Raw genomic sequence first — 13,808 nt, forward strand, 5'->3', positions numbered from 1 at the left:
TTTGGCCCTAATTTCGAAAGCGTGCAACAGGGTATATAACGGTATGCTGCTGGCGACTGTGGACGACGGCACTGTTACTGCCTACGACCTCGACTCATATGATGAAGTGTGGTCCGTCGATTACGAGGCTCCGAGGCAAGCAGCCTTGTTGCCTGACGACTCGGCTTTTGTTGTGAATGTTGCTGATGGTGTCGTGGCGCTCGACCCTGACGACGGTACTGAACAGTGGCATACCGAGTTCGACGGCGGCGGCGGACTCGGATTCCGTCCGGTCGGAGAAGTAGACGGTATAGTCGGAGACACGACGTTCTACGATGCTGCTGATGGCCGCGAAAAGCAACTTTCGGGGCTGCTGACTGTCCAAGAGATGACGGATTCCGACGGCGAGGAGATCGAGGAGACCGACCCCGGCGACTGGGGCCGACCGGAGTACAACACCGCCGACTCCACCGAGTTCATGGAGTACATGGAGCACACTCACGAGTACCGAATTGAAGAAGAGTGGGCACCGGACGACGACGGCGTCACACTCCCCGGCGTCGATCCGGGCGACTGGATGGACAACCCGACCGGCGCGATCGCCGGGCTGGTGATCATCATGGGAGTCGTGACGGTGATCGCCGGGATCGTCACCGACTTCGTACCGTTCCTGGGTGACTGAGCCATGAACCGGACTTTTTCATTTTTCGTGGTGGCAGCCCTGGCTATCGCGATCGCGATGGGTATGGGCGTCGGCACGATCGCGGCGGAGGACGACCCCGACGACGAACTCCATTCGATTATCGATCGAACCGACCCGGAGAATGCGAGCTCCGTTCAGGTCGAGACGGTCCAGGAGTGGGCGACCGACGAGCAACTCGAGCAGCTGAACGAATCGCAACGCGATCGCGTCGGCGAGTGGCTCGAGGACACACCGGAGATCGAGGACGACGGCCCGGCGAACTACACGGTGGCGATCGACTCCGAGACGTACATCACCGACTGGGAGTTTCGAGACGGCCAGTTCGTGGTGGACATCTACGCAGAGAACCCGACGACGGTGACGATGGCCGAGAGCGCCGACTGGGAGGAAGGCGAAGGCGAGTATCGGACGATGCGTGAAGACCTCGATGAAGGCGAAAACGTCGTCTACGTGCCGACGTTCGCGGGCGAGGACGACGGCGTGGCGCTGTCGTTCGCAACGGAGCTATCGATGCAGGAGGAACGCGGGCCGTACATCAGCACCGGAACGGAAGCCGCGGAAGATCCGTTCCGGCACTTCGGCGGCACCAGCGGGTTGTTCTCCGGTGTCGCCATGACGACGCTGCTGGCCGCTGTCGGTGGCTGGTACGTCGTCCGCACGGAGGAGACCGGGGTGAACAAGGCATGAGTGGCGATACCAGCGGCACGTTCGGCAGTTGGTCGGATCGATTCACGTACATCGCGGCCGAGGGACAGTTGGTCGTCCTGGCCGTGCTGTTCTCGCTCGGCGCGGCGTTGATCTGGATTCGACCCTCGCTGCCCGGCGTTCCGCCGATCGTCTACGGCTGGTTCGCGGCGATGCTCTTACTCGGCCCGCCGCTGCTTTCGCTATTCATCACGGGCGCGCGGAAGCTCCGAAACCGCCGCATGGTTCCGGTTCACCACATCAACGGCGTCAAAGACGTGCGAGAGAAGTATTACGTCGAACCGGGCGTCTGGGAAAACAAGACGATCGAAGGCCCAAGCCCATACCCGGTCAACGACGGTGAGGCGTTCGAAGTCCGGGAGTTCGACTGGCACGACGACACCGAGACGCTGGTGGTCCGCGGCTGTTACTTCAGCCAGCTTGCCGACTCGAAGCTGGTGACGGTGAAGGCCATGCTCGAGGACATCCACGGCGACCTCGTAGAAGAGTACCTGGCGGCAAACCGACTTCGGGGCCGGATCAGCAAGATGGGGCTCCAGATCCAGAAGGACGTGATCAACGAGGAAGCGCAGGCCGACGAGCGCGGGTTGATGAATCCGAAAACCTCGGTGAAGAACCGATTCGAGAGCGCGCGCGACGACGCTGACAAGAACGCGACGGACGGGATCGAGGACATCACCGGCTTCGTCGAGGACTACGCTACCGAGCATGGCATCGAGACGACGAGCGGCCCGCCCGCGACTCGAGAACAGGCACAGCAAGCAGCAGCAACCGATGGAGGGTCTGAACGATGAACGACAAGCGAACGGAGTACCGGAAGAACGGCAAGCGACTGATGACCGACGGCGGCCGGGAACAGGACAACTACACCGTCGGCGGCTTTCGCGAGTTCCAGGACGGCAACCTCGAGCGCGATCCCGACGAGGTGCTCCAGCACTCGGGATTCGTTCGAGACGAACAGGTCGATCGCCAGCTCGCGATGCGCGCGATTCACCACGACGTCGACCGCTGGGACGGCAAGGCCGCGAAAGACTACATGGCCGTGGGCAAGAACCGCGACATCCTGAAAGCCAGCGGTAGCGAAACCGCTCGCAACGCCCTCGAGAACGGGGACACGCTCACCCTGAAACACTACATCGGCGATCCATCGCAGGAGGCTGATCTCGCAGGGATCAAAGCGGTGACTCGCCTCCAGGAGATCGTCGCCGGACCCGCGCCGGTGATCGTCATCTTGGGCGAGATGGGCGCAGGAAAGACCGACTTCGCTGGGCTGTGTGGGCAACTTCGCGAGCGGTGGGTCGACGGCGATCTCCTCGTCGGGAGCAACATCCGCACGCTGGACCGGATCGATCGGTGGGTCCGCGACGACGGCAGCGTCGAGGACGGCTGGATTCCCCACTACCCGCTCCTCGAGGAGTGGGTCCAGCAGGACGGCGATCCCGTCGACAACCCCCAGCAGCCGAAGCTGTTCATCGGTGACGAGTTCTCGAGCAACGCTTCTGGGACGGGCGAAGACGGCCACAAGGTCCGCCAGAAGATGGGGCCGCTGGTCTACAAGATCCGGAAGTACGGAGGTGCGCTCATCTACATCGCACACGGTGAATCGTCGATCCACCCGATGCTGTGGCGGGTCGGCACGATCATCAAGAAGAAATCCAAGAAGCGGGCGATCGTCGCAGACCGGGTTTCCGGTGGAAAGCTCCAGGACGTCGACCCGCGCCCGCTCGAGGGCATCCCGCCGACGGACTGGAACTTCAACACGAAGGACGAAGCCGACTGGAGCTGGGAAGCGCCGAGCAGCGACGACAAAGAAGACGACCCGATCGCCGAGGAGGACGTGAAGCGAGTGGCCGCCTGGACGATGGAAGAGTGTCGACGCCAGGGCATGTCGGCCCGCGAAACCGCCGAGTTCGTTCCCTACAGCCATGCTACCGTCTCGAACTGGTGGAAAGAGATCGATGAAGGCGGCGAGAAGGCAAACTGGGTTAACACCGTCGAGCAGGTGATTGCATGACGGCGTCGGGGTGTCAACCTGTAAACCGCAACCGACCCCCCTTTACGTATGGGCGGCGCGGCCCGCCAGGGCCGCGACGCCTCGGCCCACCGCCACGCTCGAGCGCAGCCCGGCGGAGGAGTATATATAGCGGCGCGCGACGCGCGTGGTTCGCGTGAATCGCTCGAAGCGTGCCAACCACTTCGGCACGATCTGCGAAAAGCGGATGGCGAAGAAGCGACGGTTCGACCTCGAGCGGGCCAGTTGGCACGACGCCCGATTTGGGAACGGCACTCCCGTCGAGATCAAGAGCACCATGCTCGAGCATTCGGACGGCCAGCCAGGGAATTTCAAGGTCTACCGGGAATATCACGACAAACTCCGGCGCGCGGACGGCTGGTACTGCTTCGTCGTCTACCGGCCCCACGGCCGATCGGGATTGACGATCGTCAAAGACAAGATGGTGCGAGCGTGCGATCTCCCGCTGCTCCGGTGGCACGGCGGCGGTGATCACCGCGGTACTGAACAAGCAAAGATCCCAATTAGCGATGTATTCTGAGATGTTTTAGAAGTGCCATGCTGTCTCGTCGTGTCGGCGATCACTCCTTTTCGACCTCACCTTGGGTTAGCACTCCGAATGTTCAAGAGTCCTGAAGACGACGATTCTGGTACCTCGAGTCGTGTTGCAGCGGCAGGCGTTCGAGCATAGGCACCTCGAGCGTGTGTCGTGCGACTCGAGGCGGGTAATACGGTCTTACGGCCGGGCCGCCGTCGAAGCGGCCCCAATCACAGCACCGACCCGCCTCTTACGGTGGGTTTTCGACCGTGTCGGCGGCGATACAGTGAACTGGCTTCTCATCATCACCAACGGGTATGCGAAACCGTACGGTTGTGGCGCCGGCGCGGTTATCTACAGCGCTCGAGTGATGTCGATGCAATCCAACTAGGTGTCAACGGTATCATCGAAAACACAGGGCAGGATACATAACAAAAAGGAACTTAAACCGAAATCGCGACCAGATTCTCGAGTGTTGGACCAGTGTATAAAGACAATCGGGAATGTGATACTGACTGGACTATCAATCTCGTAATAGACTAAAATAAGAAGTAAAAGAGGAAAACCTGTTAGACTACTTCGAAATCTCCAACGATGGAGTTAGCGCTGGCAGAATCGTCGATCGTGTCGCCATCGCTAACGCTTCCGAAGTACGCCTGAGCTGTGTAGGAGCCTGTCTCGTCTATTTCTGATGACGCTCCTGTGGATTCAATAGTTGCATCATCTGCATTACCACTCGCAAGCTCAGTGTCTGTAACAACATTCCCATCATCATCAACGAGCGCAACACCATCAGCATTTCCGAGATCGGTCACAGTTACAGTCACTGAATCGGTATTGTCCCCTTCAATAGATATTCCTGCTCGTGGATCTTCTTCGAGTCCGCCTCCGATGTCCAGCACGAACGCGGCAATCACGGCCGCCAGAATGACAGTAATGGCGACCATCAGGATAACCCCGATCACCGGGGAGACAGCACGCTCATCGTCCGATCCAATCATCTTGTTTCGAAGTTGTTTGCCATCAAACATTGTTTACGCATCCTCTACGGTGAAGTCGCCAATAATTGCGTTTGCTTGGGCCGCGTCATCGATATCCTCACCGGAACTCACTTCGCCAAAGTACGCTTGGACAGTGTAATCACCGTCGTCGCTGTCGTCGATATTAACTTGCGCTCCTGTGGCGTCAAGGTCGTCCGAATAGACTTCACCGGTGTCGTCAACAATGGCAACGCCGTCGGAGTTGCCTGTGTCAGTGAGGGTGACCGTAACATCAGTAGTTCCGTCACCGTCGATATCGACACCCGCCTGTGGCTGCTCGTCAAGTCCTCCTCCGATGTCCAGCACGAACGCGGCGATCACAGCAGCCAAAATGACGGTAATGGCAACCATCAGGATGACCCCGATCACCGGGCTTACTGCACGTTCCTCTTCCGATCCAACTAGTTTGTCGCGGATTTTTGTTGCGTCGAACATGTTTACACAGCACCACTTTCACTCGGGCCGGAAGGACTAACACCCCACGCAGGGTACCCACATCCTGCGCGGGGATTGGGATTCAGGCATGACCACCCGTCGCACCCGTCCCGCCGTCCGATTTTGGTGCTGGTAACAACCAGTTGACTACGGGTACATATATTTACCCCATAGTGTATCTCATTGGTGAAAACGACAGTCACTGACGGTTTCACATCTGAGAATCAGGCGGGCGTAGAACCGTTACAGCACCGTCTTGAAGACACGCCGTCTTGCGATTCGGTGTTTCAGCCAACAGTCCGGAACCGACATGAGTTTCGCGTGCTGAAGACAGTCCAATGACCGACGACGACCGGTTCGTCACCGAGCGCGACCTCGCTGGCACCTACGATGGCGGCACCTACGACGACGCCTACAAGATCGTCCAGCAGTACCGCCGCGTCGTCGCGTACCAGGCCGACCACCCGGACAAGGGCTACGTCGCGACGGCGAACGCCCTCGAGCTGCCCCGCGGCCGCGTCCGGTCGTGGGACGACGGCAAGACGCCCAACGTCGTAGAAGGAATTCGCCGCGCTCGGGAGCGCGGGTGGCTCGAGGTCGGCTACGACGACGAGCAGTTCACGGCGCTGAACGCCCTCGTCGCGAACGTCTACTCCGGTGGATCAATTCTCCCGAACTGGCAACCGACGTTCGTCCTGAATGAACGCGGCTATCGTTCACACGCGATCGACGCCCTCGAGTTGGCCGGCGTCGGTCACACGGTCCACGAGGACGACCCGGACGACGTTCGTGGCCCGGTCGTTCGTCCCGGCGCGGACGGAGCAATCCTTGGGCGCGTCCTCCACGTCCTGGGCGCTCCGCTGGGGAAGAAAAGCGAGATCGACGACTTCTCGCTGCCCGCCTACCTCGAGGGCGCACCGGACGACACCCGCGAGACGTTTGTCCACTCCTATCTCGCCAACCGGGGCGCGCCGGATACGACAAGTGATTCGATCCAGATCGTCGAGGAACGCCCGCCGGAGTACCGCCAGGAACTCGCGGCATTGATCGAATCGGTCGCCGGGGCACCGGTCCGCGCCGGCGAAGAATCCGTGACGATCTCAGCCGAGGCAGCCCGGAACCTCGGAAGTATTCGTTGAGCGTTGGGCCACATTGATCGTTTCCGGGGTACTGTCGGCACTTTGAGCGAAAAGCAACGTTGCTATTCTCGCTCGACAGTTACGGACCTCTCGACCTCGAAGTTCGTGAGTCGAGTCGAGAGCGTCTCGGCGATCTCCTCGCGCTGCTCGTGAGAGAGGTCGCCTCAACTTCCCACTACTCAGGTGGCACGGGGCGGCGATCACCGCGGAACCCAGCAGGCGAAGATCTCGATCGGGGACGTGTTCTGAGGTCTCCCCATCAGTCGCTGACTTCTGCGCCGGTTCGGAAACTCGTGAGTTCGTCGATACGCGCTTCCAGGTCTTCGATCTCTTCGCGTAGCTCTTCGGCTCCTTCCTCTTCCGAAGCCGCAAGCTGATCTTTGAGACCCTGGAGTCGCGTCTCCTTGCGTTCTTCATCCACGTCCGCTTTCCGGACGTATTCGGATGTCTCGATCTCGTACACGTCACTTTCGGCTACTTCCGTGACCTCGAGTGCTTCATCGACCTTCGAACGGTCTACGCCCAGGATCCGCTCGCGATCGATTCCGGCGTCCTCGAGCGTTTCCACAACCACTTCTTCGTCTTTGAGGGTGCGGTTCTGACGGCTCGTCCGCTGGACCGACCCAAACGGACCGCTTACAGGCCGATCGTGATGGAGTCGGTTGAGGAGAACGTCGGCGACATCCTGTCGGAGATCGTTCGCGTTACGCTGAACGTCCGAAAGGAGGGTATAGATGTTCACCAGCGCGTCGGTGTCCACCTCCTCGAGGGTCGTCACATCGTGTCGCTCGAGGGCGTCGACGAGAAGAAGTGCATCCGCGTAGACGTCTACGTCCGGCTCGGTTCGTTCTTGCTCGTCGCTCTCTGATTCGGGTTCTGCATCGAGTAGCTGGCTGGTGGTCGGCCCCTCTTTCTCGACGATTACGCCTCGGTCCTCGTCGATCTCGAATCGCGGGTGAAGACTGAGGACGGCAGGATACGGGTCGGCGTCAGCCGGGAGTCTGTCGAGTTCGAATCCGCCCGGCTCCTCAGTGATCCGTCGGAACAGGGTTTCGAACTGCTCGCGCTGGAGCGGCCGCGTTTCGTCGATATCGCGGTCGAGAAATTCGATGACGACTCGTTGCTCCTGAACGTCGGTCACCTGAAACCGCTTGTGCGACAGCGGCGTGATCAGGGTGGCCCCTCCCGGTAGGTCGTCGAGTTCGTCGAGAAGCGTATGCCAGGAGACACTGAATGGCATATCAGAAGTGTAGGCGGCATCCGTCAAAGACCTGCGGGTCACGCTTCGATCTACTGGCCCAGCCCATCCCGGAGGGAGACTACTAACTCGAGCGTCCAGGACGGGAACGCGATCGTCCCGGTGACGGAACGATTCTGTCGGACGTCGTTTCTGGAATTCCGGTGACTACTCCCGCTCGACGGTTACGTTTCTCTCGACCTCGAAAGTCGTCACTCTCGTCGAGAGCGTTTCGGCGATCTCTTCGCGCTGCTCGTGAGTGAGGTCGTCCCGCTCGAGGACCTGGCGGGCAGCTGCAACTAAGCGGGGCACGTCCTCGCAGGCGCTCACCACGGCTTTCGTCTTGTTGCAGTCGTAGAAGTCCGCTGCTCGCTTGATCGCGTCTTCCCGGTATGCGTAGTCGCCGTCGGTTCGGATTCGCATGCTCGTACACACGACCCCCAAAATCCTAGTTTTTTCGACTCACTGGACCGGCCCATTCAGCCCAAAACGGGGGTGGTTCTGTCACTCTGTCAGAGGAGTCGGTGGGTTCGTCGCGCCGATCGGCGAGCAATATGCACACGGGGCTGCTCGGCTCGTGTGCATATTCGGGAAATGGATTTCGTCGACGTGCAACCCCTGGGGGGAGGGGTGAGAAACGGGGAATGCTCTCTGAAATCGTCCTTTTCTACATTTCACTTTCACTCCGGTACCATATTGCTTATTATTTTTAAACACGTTGTATTGGTATGTCTCAAACAAAAGGTTACGAACGAGAGCGCGAACTCGTTAATCTATTTGACCAGTCCGGTTATGCTGCTACACGAGTACCAAAATCTGGAGGAGGAACCCAGCGTCCATTGCCAGACGTTCTTGCTGGAAATGGATCCCAGCAGTACGCAATTGAAGCAAAAGCCAGAAACGACGGCACAATCTACTTGACAGGATCAGAGGTTGAGGATTTAGTATACTTTTCTCAAAGATTTGGTGCCAGACCTCGAATCGGAATTCGTTTCGATTATGAAGATTGGTTCTTCTTTCATCCAGCGGACCTTCACGTTACTAACGGTGGTAACTATCGAGTGAAGCGTGAAACGGCGGTTGAGCATGGGAGTAGTTTTGAAGAACTTTGCCTCAAATCTCAAAATAAACGTAACCCCTTCTAAGCGGATTCGGCAAGGCAGGTTATCGAGGTCCCGGCCCATCCTACCAGTGGGGCAGGGCCGCTCTACCGTCTCGAATCGGCCGGCCCAATTTTTCGCGAGCGCGGCGCGCGCTCTGCGCGCCGCGCAATTACCCTGCCCCCTTAGGGGCACCTACCGTAGGGGTTCCCGGCAACCCCGATACCCGCGGCAACCGCTTAACTGCCGTATTTCAGCCCACAGAACGCGTGGTTCGTGTGTTCAGATCTTCGATACAATCCGCGAAACTGGCCGAAAACTCGCTGGGTCAGTTCGTTAACACCCTGGTGAAAGTGAAACTCCGCTCAGAAAACGAGTGTATCGAGCAGGATAGTTCTGAAACGGGTGAGAACAGGCGAAAGAAACGCGAAACCGCGAATGCTGTAGCTATCCGCCGACTCGAACCCGGCCGCCGAGATTACTGTAACGGCGGCGGGAGTTCGTCAGCGCGTACCCGAACGTCGCGATCGTCGAGTTGCTCGCGTTCCAGGAGGAACGCTACATCGTGGATCGATGCCCCCAATCGTTCGAGGTACTCGAAGCCGATCGTCTCGGTCTCGCTGTCGGTCTCGTCGCCGTCTTCGTCGTCCGCGTCCACTTGGTCGCCGTCACTCTCGCGCTGCTTACGCCGCTCCTCGGCGCGTTCTGTCTGTTGCTCGGGTGTGTCGTCCGGGTGGACTTCGCGGAGAATCTCGCGGGCTCGCTCGAGGACGACCTGAGAAACGAAAAACACCATCACGGGATTCCCTTCGCGTGAGACGACCCCAGTCTCGGCGAGTCGCCGAACATGGTACCGAATCGTCGATCTCGCGAGTCCGGTGCGGTCTTCCAGGACGTCGTAGGTCGCGCCATCGTTCTCGGCGATTACCCGCAGGATGTCGTAGACGGCCGTGGTCGACTCCTTCAGCGCTTCCCGATAGATATCCGTCGCCAAGTCCTCGTACCGCTCTCGAAGCATCTCGCGGCGGCCTGTCGGTCGCTCGAACTTCCACGGTGGCGATGCCGGCCCATCGAAGAAATCGTCTTCGACGAGATCCGAGCGCTCGATCCCAGCCCATCGTGCGTGCGTTGCGACGACCGACCGCAGGTGATCAAGTAGATCGTCCCACTCGCTGACGTGCGGGAGTTCACCGTGGTCGACACCCGCGTACGAGGCTTCGAGTTTCGGGTGGTGGAGCGGGTCACTCCGGGGTTTCTTGTGCCACTGGTTCGCCTGATAGATCTTCACCTCGGTGCTGTATCGCTGGGGTTCGAAGCCGAGCAGGTGCCAGCGGTCGCTCTCGACGAGCGCCTCTAACCAGCCCTCTTTTTTCCGCTGCTGGTGAGCCTCGATCTCCGAGTGGCCGCCCCAGTCGATGAGCGCTTTCGACTGTTCGAGCGTTTCGACAGCTGTGCCCTTCTTGTCGATATCGAACCGAATGTGCGCCTCGGCTTTCGAAATGCGTCGGGCGTCGTCGACGCGATCGTCAAGGTCCACCGCGTCGGTGCCGTAGACCGCACGGAGTGCATCGTACATCCGGCGCTCGATCTCGAAGGGATCTTCGGCCCACGTCGTCCAGGCGAGCAGCCGGGTTCCCTCGCCGTAGGGACACTCGAGAGGATCACCGCTCTGGTACACCATATCCCGGAACTGGGGCATGATCTCGACATGCAACGCCAGCGGCGGCTTCCGAAGCGGGCGTTCACCGTCGTCGTCTTCCGGCCCCCACTCGCGGAGTTTCAGGTGTTGCTCGTAGTACGCCCGGTAGTCGTCACCGCGGCCGGTACCGGCTTTCCAGCGCGAGGACGTGAGCACCAGGGCGTAGTCACCGTCTGGAAGCCAGTCAGCGTCGAAGTCTTCGACCGCGATGTGTGGCTCGAGGTCGCGATCGCCAACATGCTCGCGCCAGTAGGACAGCGAGCGATCGTACAGCGTGCCGCGTTCGTCACCGCGATCGGCCTGGGGATCGTCGACATCGGCGAAGTGATTCATCACCGCAGCGCCGTGGGCTCGTGGGCGGGGGAACGTATCGGCTTCCGACCCGGTTACGTCATCGAATTGCACCGGGTCATCGGCGGCGTCGACGCTCACAGCGGACCCTCCCGGGCGTCACGAACGTCCCGCGTGCAGTCGCTACAGAGTCGACGAAGCGCACCGACGCGATCCCCGCAACGCTCGCACTCGTCATCCTCGACGAGCCGGCTCATCGTTGACCCCCGTTCTCGAGTTTCGCCTCAGCTCGGGCGAGCAGGTTCCCAATCGTGCCCGGCCGTCGCTCCGTTTCGCGAGCGTACTCGCGAACGCCGGTTCCTTCGATCCGACAGGCGCGGTACGCCTCTCGCTCGGCGTCTGTAAGCGCTGAGAGGTCCGGCTCGAAGTCCACGAGCGTTGCCTGCTCACTGGACATGCTCGCTCACCTCCCGTTCCGGAACCGGCACGTGACGCACGTGCTCATCGGTGAACCGAAGTTCAACGCCGGTCCACCCATCGATCATTGCGCCGGCATCGGAACCGCCGGCTCGCATCGGCATCACGACCTCGTAGGGGTGACGATCGCACGACCAGCCGAACGTCACGAGTTCGTCGAATGACGCCGCGAGGACGACGTTCACGAGGTCCGGTTTCTCGATTCGCTGCGACCCCTTCGAGTTCGCGACGGGATGCCCGCACTCGGGGCAAATCGGAATGTCGTCGCTATCGCGGGTTGGTTCGCGGACGATCGTCGGCGGCATCACGCCGAACCGCCCTAGTCCGGTCCGACTCATCGATTCAACCCCGTATCGGGAAGGGCCTGCTCGAGGCGATCCGTGTCCGCAACGCGGCGTTTCAGTTGATCCTCGTACCGCTCGGTCGCGACGAACTTGACCTTCCCACACTCCCGCGGTGGGAGCAACCCGGACGTACCGGACCACTCGGTGAATTCGAGCCAGCCGGTCTCGCGAACGGTCGCGTCCGCGACGTACACCAGGCCGTCGCGAGTCTCGATAAATGCCGGCGAGTACCCGCCCGGCAGATCACGCGGATCAACCCGCTCAGACATCGGCCTCACCTCCGTGACGACCCTCGGCGGTCTCTGGGTCCGGTATCTCGACGGCTTTCCCAGCTGCGGACCCGCGGGTCATCCGTCGGTACGAATCGCAGTCGGGACAGCGATGGGCGCGGTCGCGATTATCGCCGTAGACGCGGCAGAATTGGTCGGTGACGTGGGCTCCGCAATGCAGACACGTCGAACCAGTACCGGCCGACGGCCACGGGGCGATCGTCACGCAGACCACCCCCTACGAGAACAATGTCGAGAAGGCGAGAAAAACCGTTTCTCGCCTTTTATTTCATATGGGGTCGGAGGGATTTGAACCCCCGATCGACTGATATCTCCGGTGCGCCTCGGAACTCCAGAGGGTCATCACACGGACGCTGATCAGGCGTCCGATCAGTATATCAGTCTGGAGTGTCGTCCCGGGCGCGTGCCTCTGGAGTCAGTCGCCATGCCTGGCTTGGCCACAACCCCTCGCTTCTTCGTAGGGGGGTTTTCCCTAAAGTGGTTTCGATTCGCGATACGCTACAGCCACGGGGCCCGGCCCGCCGTGTCCGTGGTATCGTCGCCCGGGTAGGCGTCCTCGTCCTCACTCTCGGTTCCACCGTCGTCTCCGCGTTCATCGTCCCCAACCGCATCCGAATCGTCACTCGAGTCCGCGAGCCGATCGCTGGCAGTCGCCGTGCCGGGGTCCGACCCGGTCGGGGTCGCCGACCGCTTGCCGGAGCCGTCGGTCTCGAGGTCGTCGTGCGTGTCCGCGTTCCCGACCGTGTTCGGGGGCCTGATCGCGCTCGCACTCGCATTCGCACTCGAACTTGCGGCTGTGCCGGATCGATCGTCCGCAGACCCAGAGTCGCTCTCGGAACTCGCCGTCGTGCCGGAGCCTGGCCCCCAGCTACCGCCGTCCGCCAGCGGCCCCGTTCCGACCGCGGGGGCGAACGACTCGTCGTCTTCGTCCTCCGGGCGCTCGAGAGGCGGGTCGATGGCGAAGATGGCGGCGACGATCAGGGCCGCCAGCGGTGCCTGACCGAAGGTGTCGGCGACCAGTGCGATAGGCAGCAGGCCCAACGCGACGGCGCTGCCGAACCGGAACCGATCGAGGTCCATGTACTCGCGCAGGTAGGGGCCGCCCAGCGCGACGCCGAGGGCGAAGGCGACGCCGACCACCGCGGCGAGCACGGAGTTTGCCACCAGCATGGGGTCGTCCATCAGGACGAGGCTCGCGCCGTTGATGTCGATGCTCGCGACCAGCCCGAGACCGATGATGACGCCGGGACTGGGCAGATACTCGCCGATCGTCGCGCTGGCGGTCTTCGCGGCGATAGCCAGGATCACCAGCGCGGCGAACCGCTCGAAGATGACGATGTTGACGACGCTTTCGATGGCGGGTGCCAGCGCGGCCTGAATCGCCGACAGCAGGATCAGCGGGATGCCCACGAGCAACACGACGGCAGCCTGCTCGCGGGGCGTCCCGGTCATCTCCGCGAGGATGACCGCGACCGTTGCGCTGCCGCCGAAGATCAGCAGGCCGACCTGGATCGCACCCAGCGGGTCGTCCAGGGCTCCCGCCAGGATCAGGGCCGGGAAGACCCCGTCGATCAGCGGGAGCATCATCACGAGGGCGAGCAACTTGGCGTTACCACCGACTAATGACTCGAGACGGAGTGCAACCGGATGTTCGGAGGCGCTCATTTCTTAGGGTCGATGGCCATGACCCGAGGCCGACGGGTGATGTGACGGACGATCACGTTGATAGTGGGGAATCTGGGGGCAGGATCGGAGAATTGGCCACCAGTTCGTCCGTGTAAGGCCTCGTGCTGTGAGTTTCATATTCCCGAATTTAAAGT

16 protein-coding genes, 1 tRNA gene and 2 pseudogenes are annotated in these 13,808 nt (G+C 61.0%); 7 read left to right on the plus strand and 12 right to left on the minus strand.

All coding sequences use genetic code 11. The features are described from left to right. The 5 genes from C446_RS17430 to C446_RS17450 all read left to right on the plus strand — a co-directional run. Positions 1-661, plus strand: a 661-nt coding sequence (locus tag C446_RS17430; protein WP_152419477.1) for an outer membrane protein assembly factor BamB family protein, incomplete at its 5' end; no start/stop codon positions are given. Between the two features lie 3 nt (positions 662-664). Next, positions 665-1,369 (plus strand): hypothetical protein, encoded by a 705-nt coding sequence (locus tag C446_RS17435; protein WP_083861164.1) that lies wholly within the window; start codon positions 665-667, stop codon positions 1,367-1,369. Beyond that, a complete protein-coding gene (locus C446_RS17440) occupies positions 1,366-2,181 on the plus strand; it encodes a hypothetical protein (protein ID WP_006674461.1) in 816 nt (271 codons plus the stop codon). Before C446_RS17435 ends, C446_RS17440 begins: the two co-directional genes overlap by 4 nt. A gap of 41 nt (positions 2,182-2,222) precedes the next feature. After that, entirely contained in the window at positions 2,223-3,401 is a 1,179-nt protein-coding gene (locus C446_RS17445; RefSeq protein WP_049920340.1) for a P-loop NTPase family protein, read from the plus strand. 154 nt (positions 3,402-3,555) lie between these two features. Next, positions 3,556-3,939 (plus strand): hypothetical protein, encoded by a 384-nt coding sequence (locus tag C446_RS17450; RefSeq protein ID WP_049920341.1) that lies wholly within the window; start codon positions 3,556-3,558, stop codon positions 3,937-3,939. Between the two features lie 566 nt (positions 3,940-4,505). Here C446_RS17450 and C446_RS17460 read toward each other — a convergent pair. Both C446_RS17460 and C446_RS17465 read right to left on the minus strand, forming a co-directional pair. Then, positions 4,506-4,937 (minus strand): type IV pilin, encoded by a 432-nt coding sequence (locus C446_RS17460; protein ID WP_006674465.1) that lies wholly within the window; start codon positions 4,935-4,937, stop codon positions 4,506-4,508. Positions 4,938-4,970: 33 nt separating this feature from the next. After that, a complete protein-coding gene (locus C446_RS17465) occupies positions 4,971-5,411 on the minus strand; it encodes a type IV pilin (RefSeq protein WP_049920336.1) in 441 nt (146 codons plus the stop codon). Between the two features lie 338 nt (positions 5,412-5,749). Here C446_RS17465 and C446_RS17470 point away from each other — a divergent pair, with 338 nt between their 5' ends. Continuing rightward, positions 5,750-6,550 (plus strand): hypothetical protein, encoded by an 801-nt coding sequence (locus C446_RS17470; protein ID WP_006674467.1) that lies wholly within the window; start codon positions 5,750-5,752, stop codon positions 6,548-6,550. A 62-nt stretch (positions 6,551-6,612) separates the two neighbouring features. Here the strand turns inward: C446_RS17470 and C446_RS20850 are convergent. The 3 genes and pseudogenes from C446_RS20850 to C446_RS17480 all read right to left on the minus strand — a co-directional run. Beyond that, a pseudogene (locus C446_RS20850) lies at positions 6,613-6,711 on the minus strand (DUF7692 domain-containing protein); the annotation flags it as partial. 98 nt (positions 6,712-6,809) lie between these two features. Beyond that, on the minus strand, positions 6,810-7,790 hold the full coding sequence (locus tag C446_RS17475; protein ID WP_006674468.1) for a PD-(D/E)XK nuclease family protein: 981 nt from the start codon (positions 7,788-7,790) through the stop codon (positions 6,810-6,812). A gap of 165 nt (positions 7,791-7,955) precedes the next feature. Continuing rightward, positions 7,956-8,210, minus strand: coding sequence for a DUF7692 domain-containing protein (locus C446_RS17480; RefSeq protein ID WP_006674469.1), 255 nt, complete (start codon positions 8,208-8,210; stop codon positions 7,956-7,958). A gap of 305 nt (positions 8,211-8,515) precedes the next feature. Between C446_RS17480 and hjc the strand changes: the two are divergent. Next, positions 8,516-8,911, plus strand: a pseudogene (gene hjc, locus C446_RS18315) (Holliday junction resolvase Hjc); the annotation flags it as partial. A 454-nt stretch (positions 8,912-9,365) separates the two neighbouring features. Here hjc and C446_RS17490 read toward each other — a convergent pair. The 7 genes from C446_RS17490 to C446_RS17510 form a co-directional block, all read right to left on the minus strand. Beyond that, positions 9,366-11,018 (minus strand): winged helix-turn-helix domain-containing protein, encoded by a 1,653-nt coding sequence (locus tag C446_RS17490; protein ID WP_006674471.1) that lies wholly within the window; start codon positions 11,016-11,018, stop codon positions 9,366-9,368. Between the two features lie 112 nt (positions 11,019-11,130). Continuing rightward, positions 11,131-11,334 (minus strand): sigma factor-like helix-turn-helix DNA-binding protein, encoded by a 204-nt coding sequence (locus C446_RS17495; RefSeq protein WP_006674473.1) that lies wholly within the window; start codon positions 11,332-11,334, stop codon positions 11,131-11,133. Next, positions 11,324-11,692 (minus strand): hypothetical protein, encoded by a 369-nt coding sequence (locus tag C446_RS17500; RefSeq protein WP_006674474.1) that lies wholly within the window; start codon positions 11,690-11,692, stop codon positions 11,324-11,326. The genes C446_RS17495 and C446_RS17500 overlap by 11 nt, the downstream gene beginning before the upstream one ends. Further along, a complete protein-coding gene (locus tag C446_RS17505; protein WP_006674475.1) occupies positions 11,689-11,967 on the minus strand; it encodes a hypothetical protein in 279 nt (92 codons plus the stop codon). The genes C446_RS17500 and C446_RS17505 overlap by 4 nt, the downstream gene beginning before the upstream one ends. Beyond that, on the minus strand, positions 11,960-12,202 hold the full coding sequence (locus C446_RS20175) for a DUF7563 family protein (RefSeq protein ID WP_083861166.1): 243 nt from the start codon (positions 12,200-12,202) through the stop codon (positions 11,960-11,962). Before C446_RS20175 ends, C446_RS17505 begins: the two co-directional genes overlap by 8 nt. A gap of 59 nt (positions 12,203-12,261) precedes the next feature. Continuing rightward, positions 12,262-12,435, minus strand: a tRNA-Trp gene (locus C446_RS19000). A gap of 51 nt (positions 12,436-12,486) precedes the next feature. Further along, on the minus strand, positions 12,487-13,653 hold the full coding sequence (locus C446_RS17510) for a DUF5794 domain-containing protein (protein WP_006674476.1): 1,167 nt from the start codon (positions 13,651-13,653) through the stop codon (positions 12,487-12,489). Positions 13,654-13,808 lie beyond the last annotated feature (155 nt).

This window comes from Halobiforma nitratireducens JCM 10879 (assembly GCF_000337895.1).
GTDB lineage: Archaea > Halobacteriota > Halobacteria > Halobacteriales > Natrialbaceae > Natronobacterium > Natronobacterium nitratireducens.

Coding starts and splice junctions, on each gene's coding strand:
- C446_RS17445 (WP_049920340.1), top strand. CDS start 2,223: ATGACCGACGGCGGCCGGGAACAGGACAACTACACCGTCGGCGGCTTT.
- C446_RS17500 (WP_006674474.1), bottom strand. CDS start 11,692: ATGAGTCGGACCGGACTAGGGCGGTTCGGCGTGATGCCGCCGACGATC.
- C446_RS17465 (WP_049920336.1), bottom strand. CDS start 5,411: ATGTTCGACGCAACAAAAATCCGCGACAAACTAGTTGGATCGGAAGAG.
- C446_RS17480 (WP_006674469.1), bottom strand. CDS start 8,210: ATGCGAATCCGAACCGACGGCGACTACGCATACCGGGAAGACGCGATC.
- C446_RS17510 (WP_006674476.1), bottom strand. CDS start 13,653: ATGAGCGCCTCCGAACATCCGGTTGCACTCCGTCTCGAGTCATTAGTC.
- C446_RS17505 (WP_006674475.1), bottom strand. CDS start 11,967: ATGTCTGAGCGGGTTGATCCGCGTGATCTGCCGGGCGGGTACTCGCCG.
- C446_RS17470 (WP_006674467.1), top strand. CDS start 5,750: ATGACCGACGACGACCGGTTCGTCACCGAGCGCGACCTCGCTGGCACC.
- C446_RS17475 (WP_006674468.1), bottom strand. CDS start 7,790: ATGCCATTCAGTGTCTCCTGGCATACGCTTCTCGACGAACTCGACGAC.
- C446_RS17440 (WP_006674461.1), top strand. CDS start 1,366: ATGAGTGGCGATACCAGCGGCACGTTCGGCAGTTGGTCGGATCGATTC.
- C446_RS17495 (WP_006674473.1), bottom strand. CDS start 11,334: ATGTCCAGTGAGCAGGCAACGCTCGTGGACTTCGAGCCGGACCTCTCA.
- C446_RS17460 (WP_006674465.1), bottom strand. CDS start 4,937: ATGATTGGATCGGACGATGAGCGTGCTGTCTCCCCGGTGATCGGGGTT.
- C446_RS17435 (WP_083861164.1), top strand. CDS start 665: ATGAACCGGACTTTTTCATTTTTCGTGGTGGCAGCCCTGGCTATCGCG.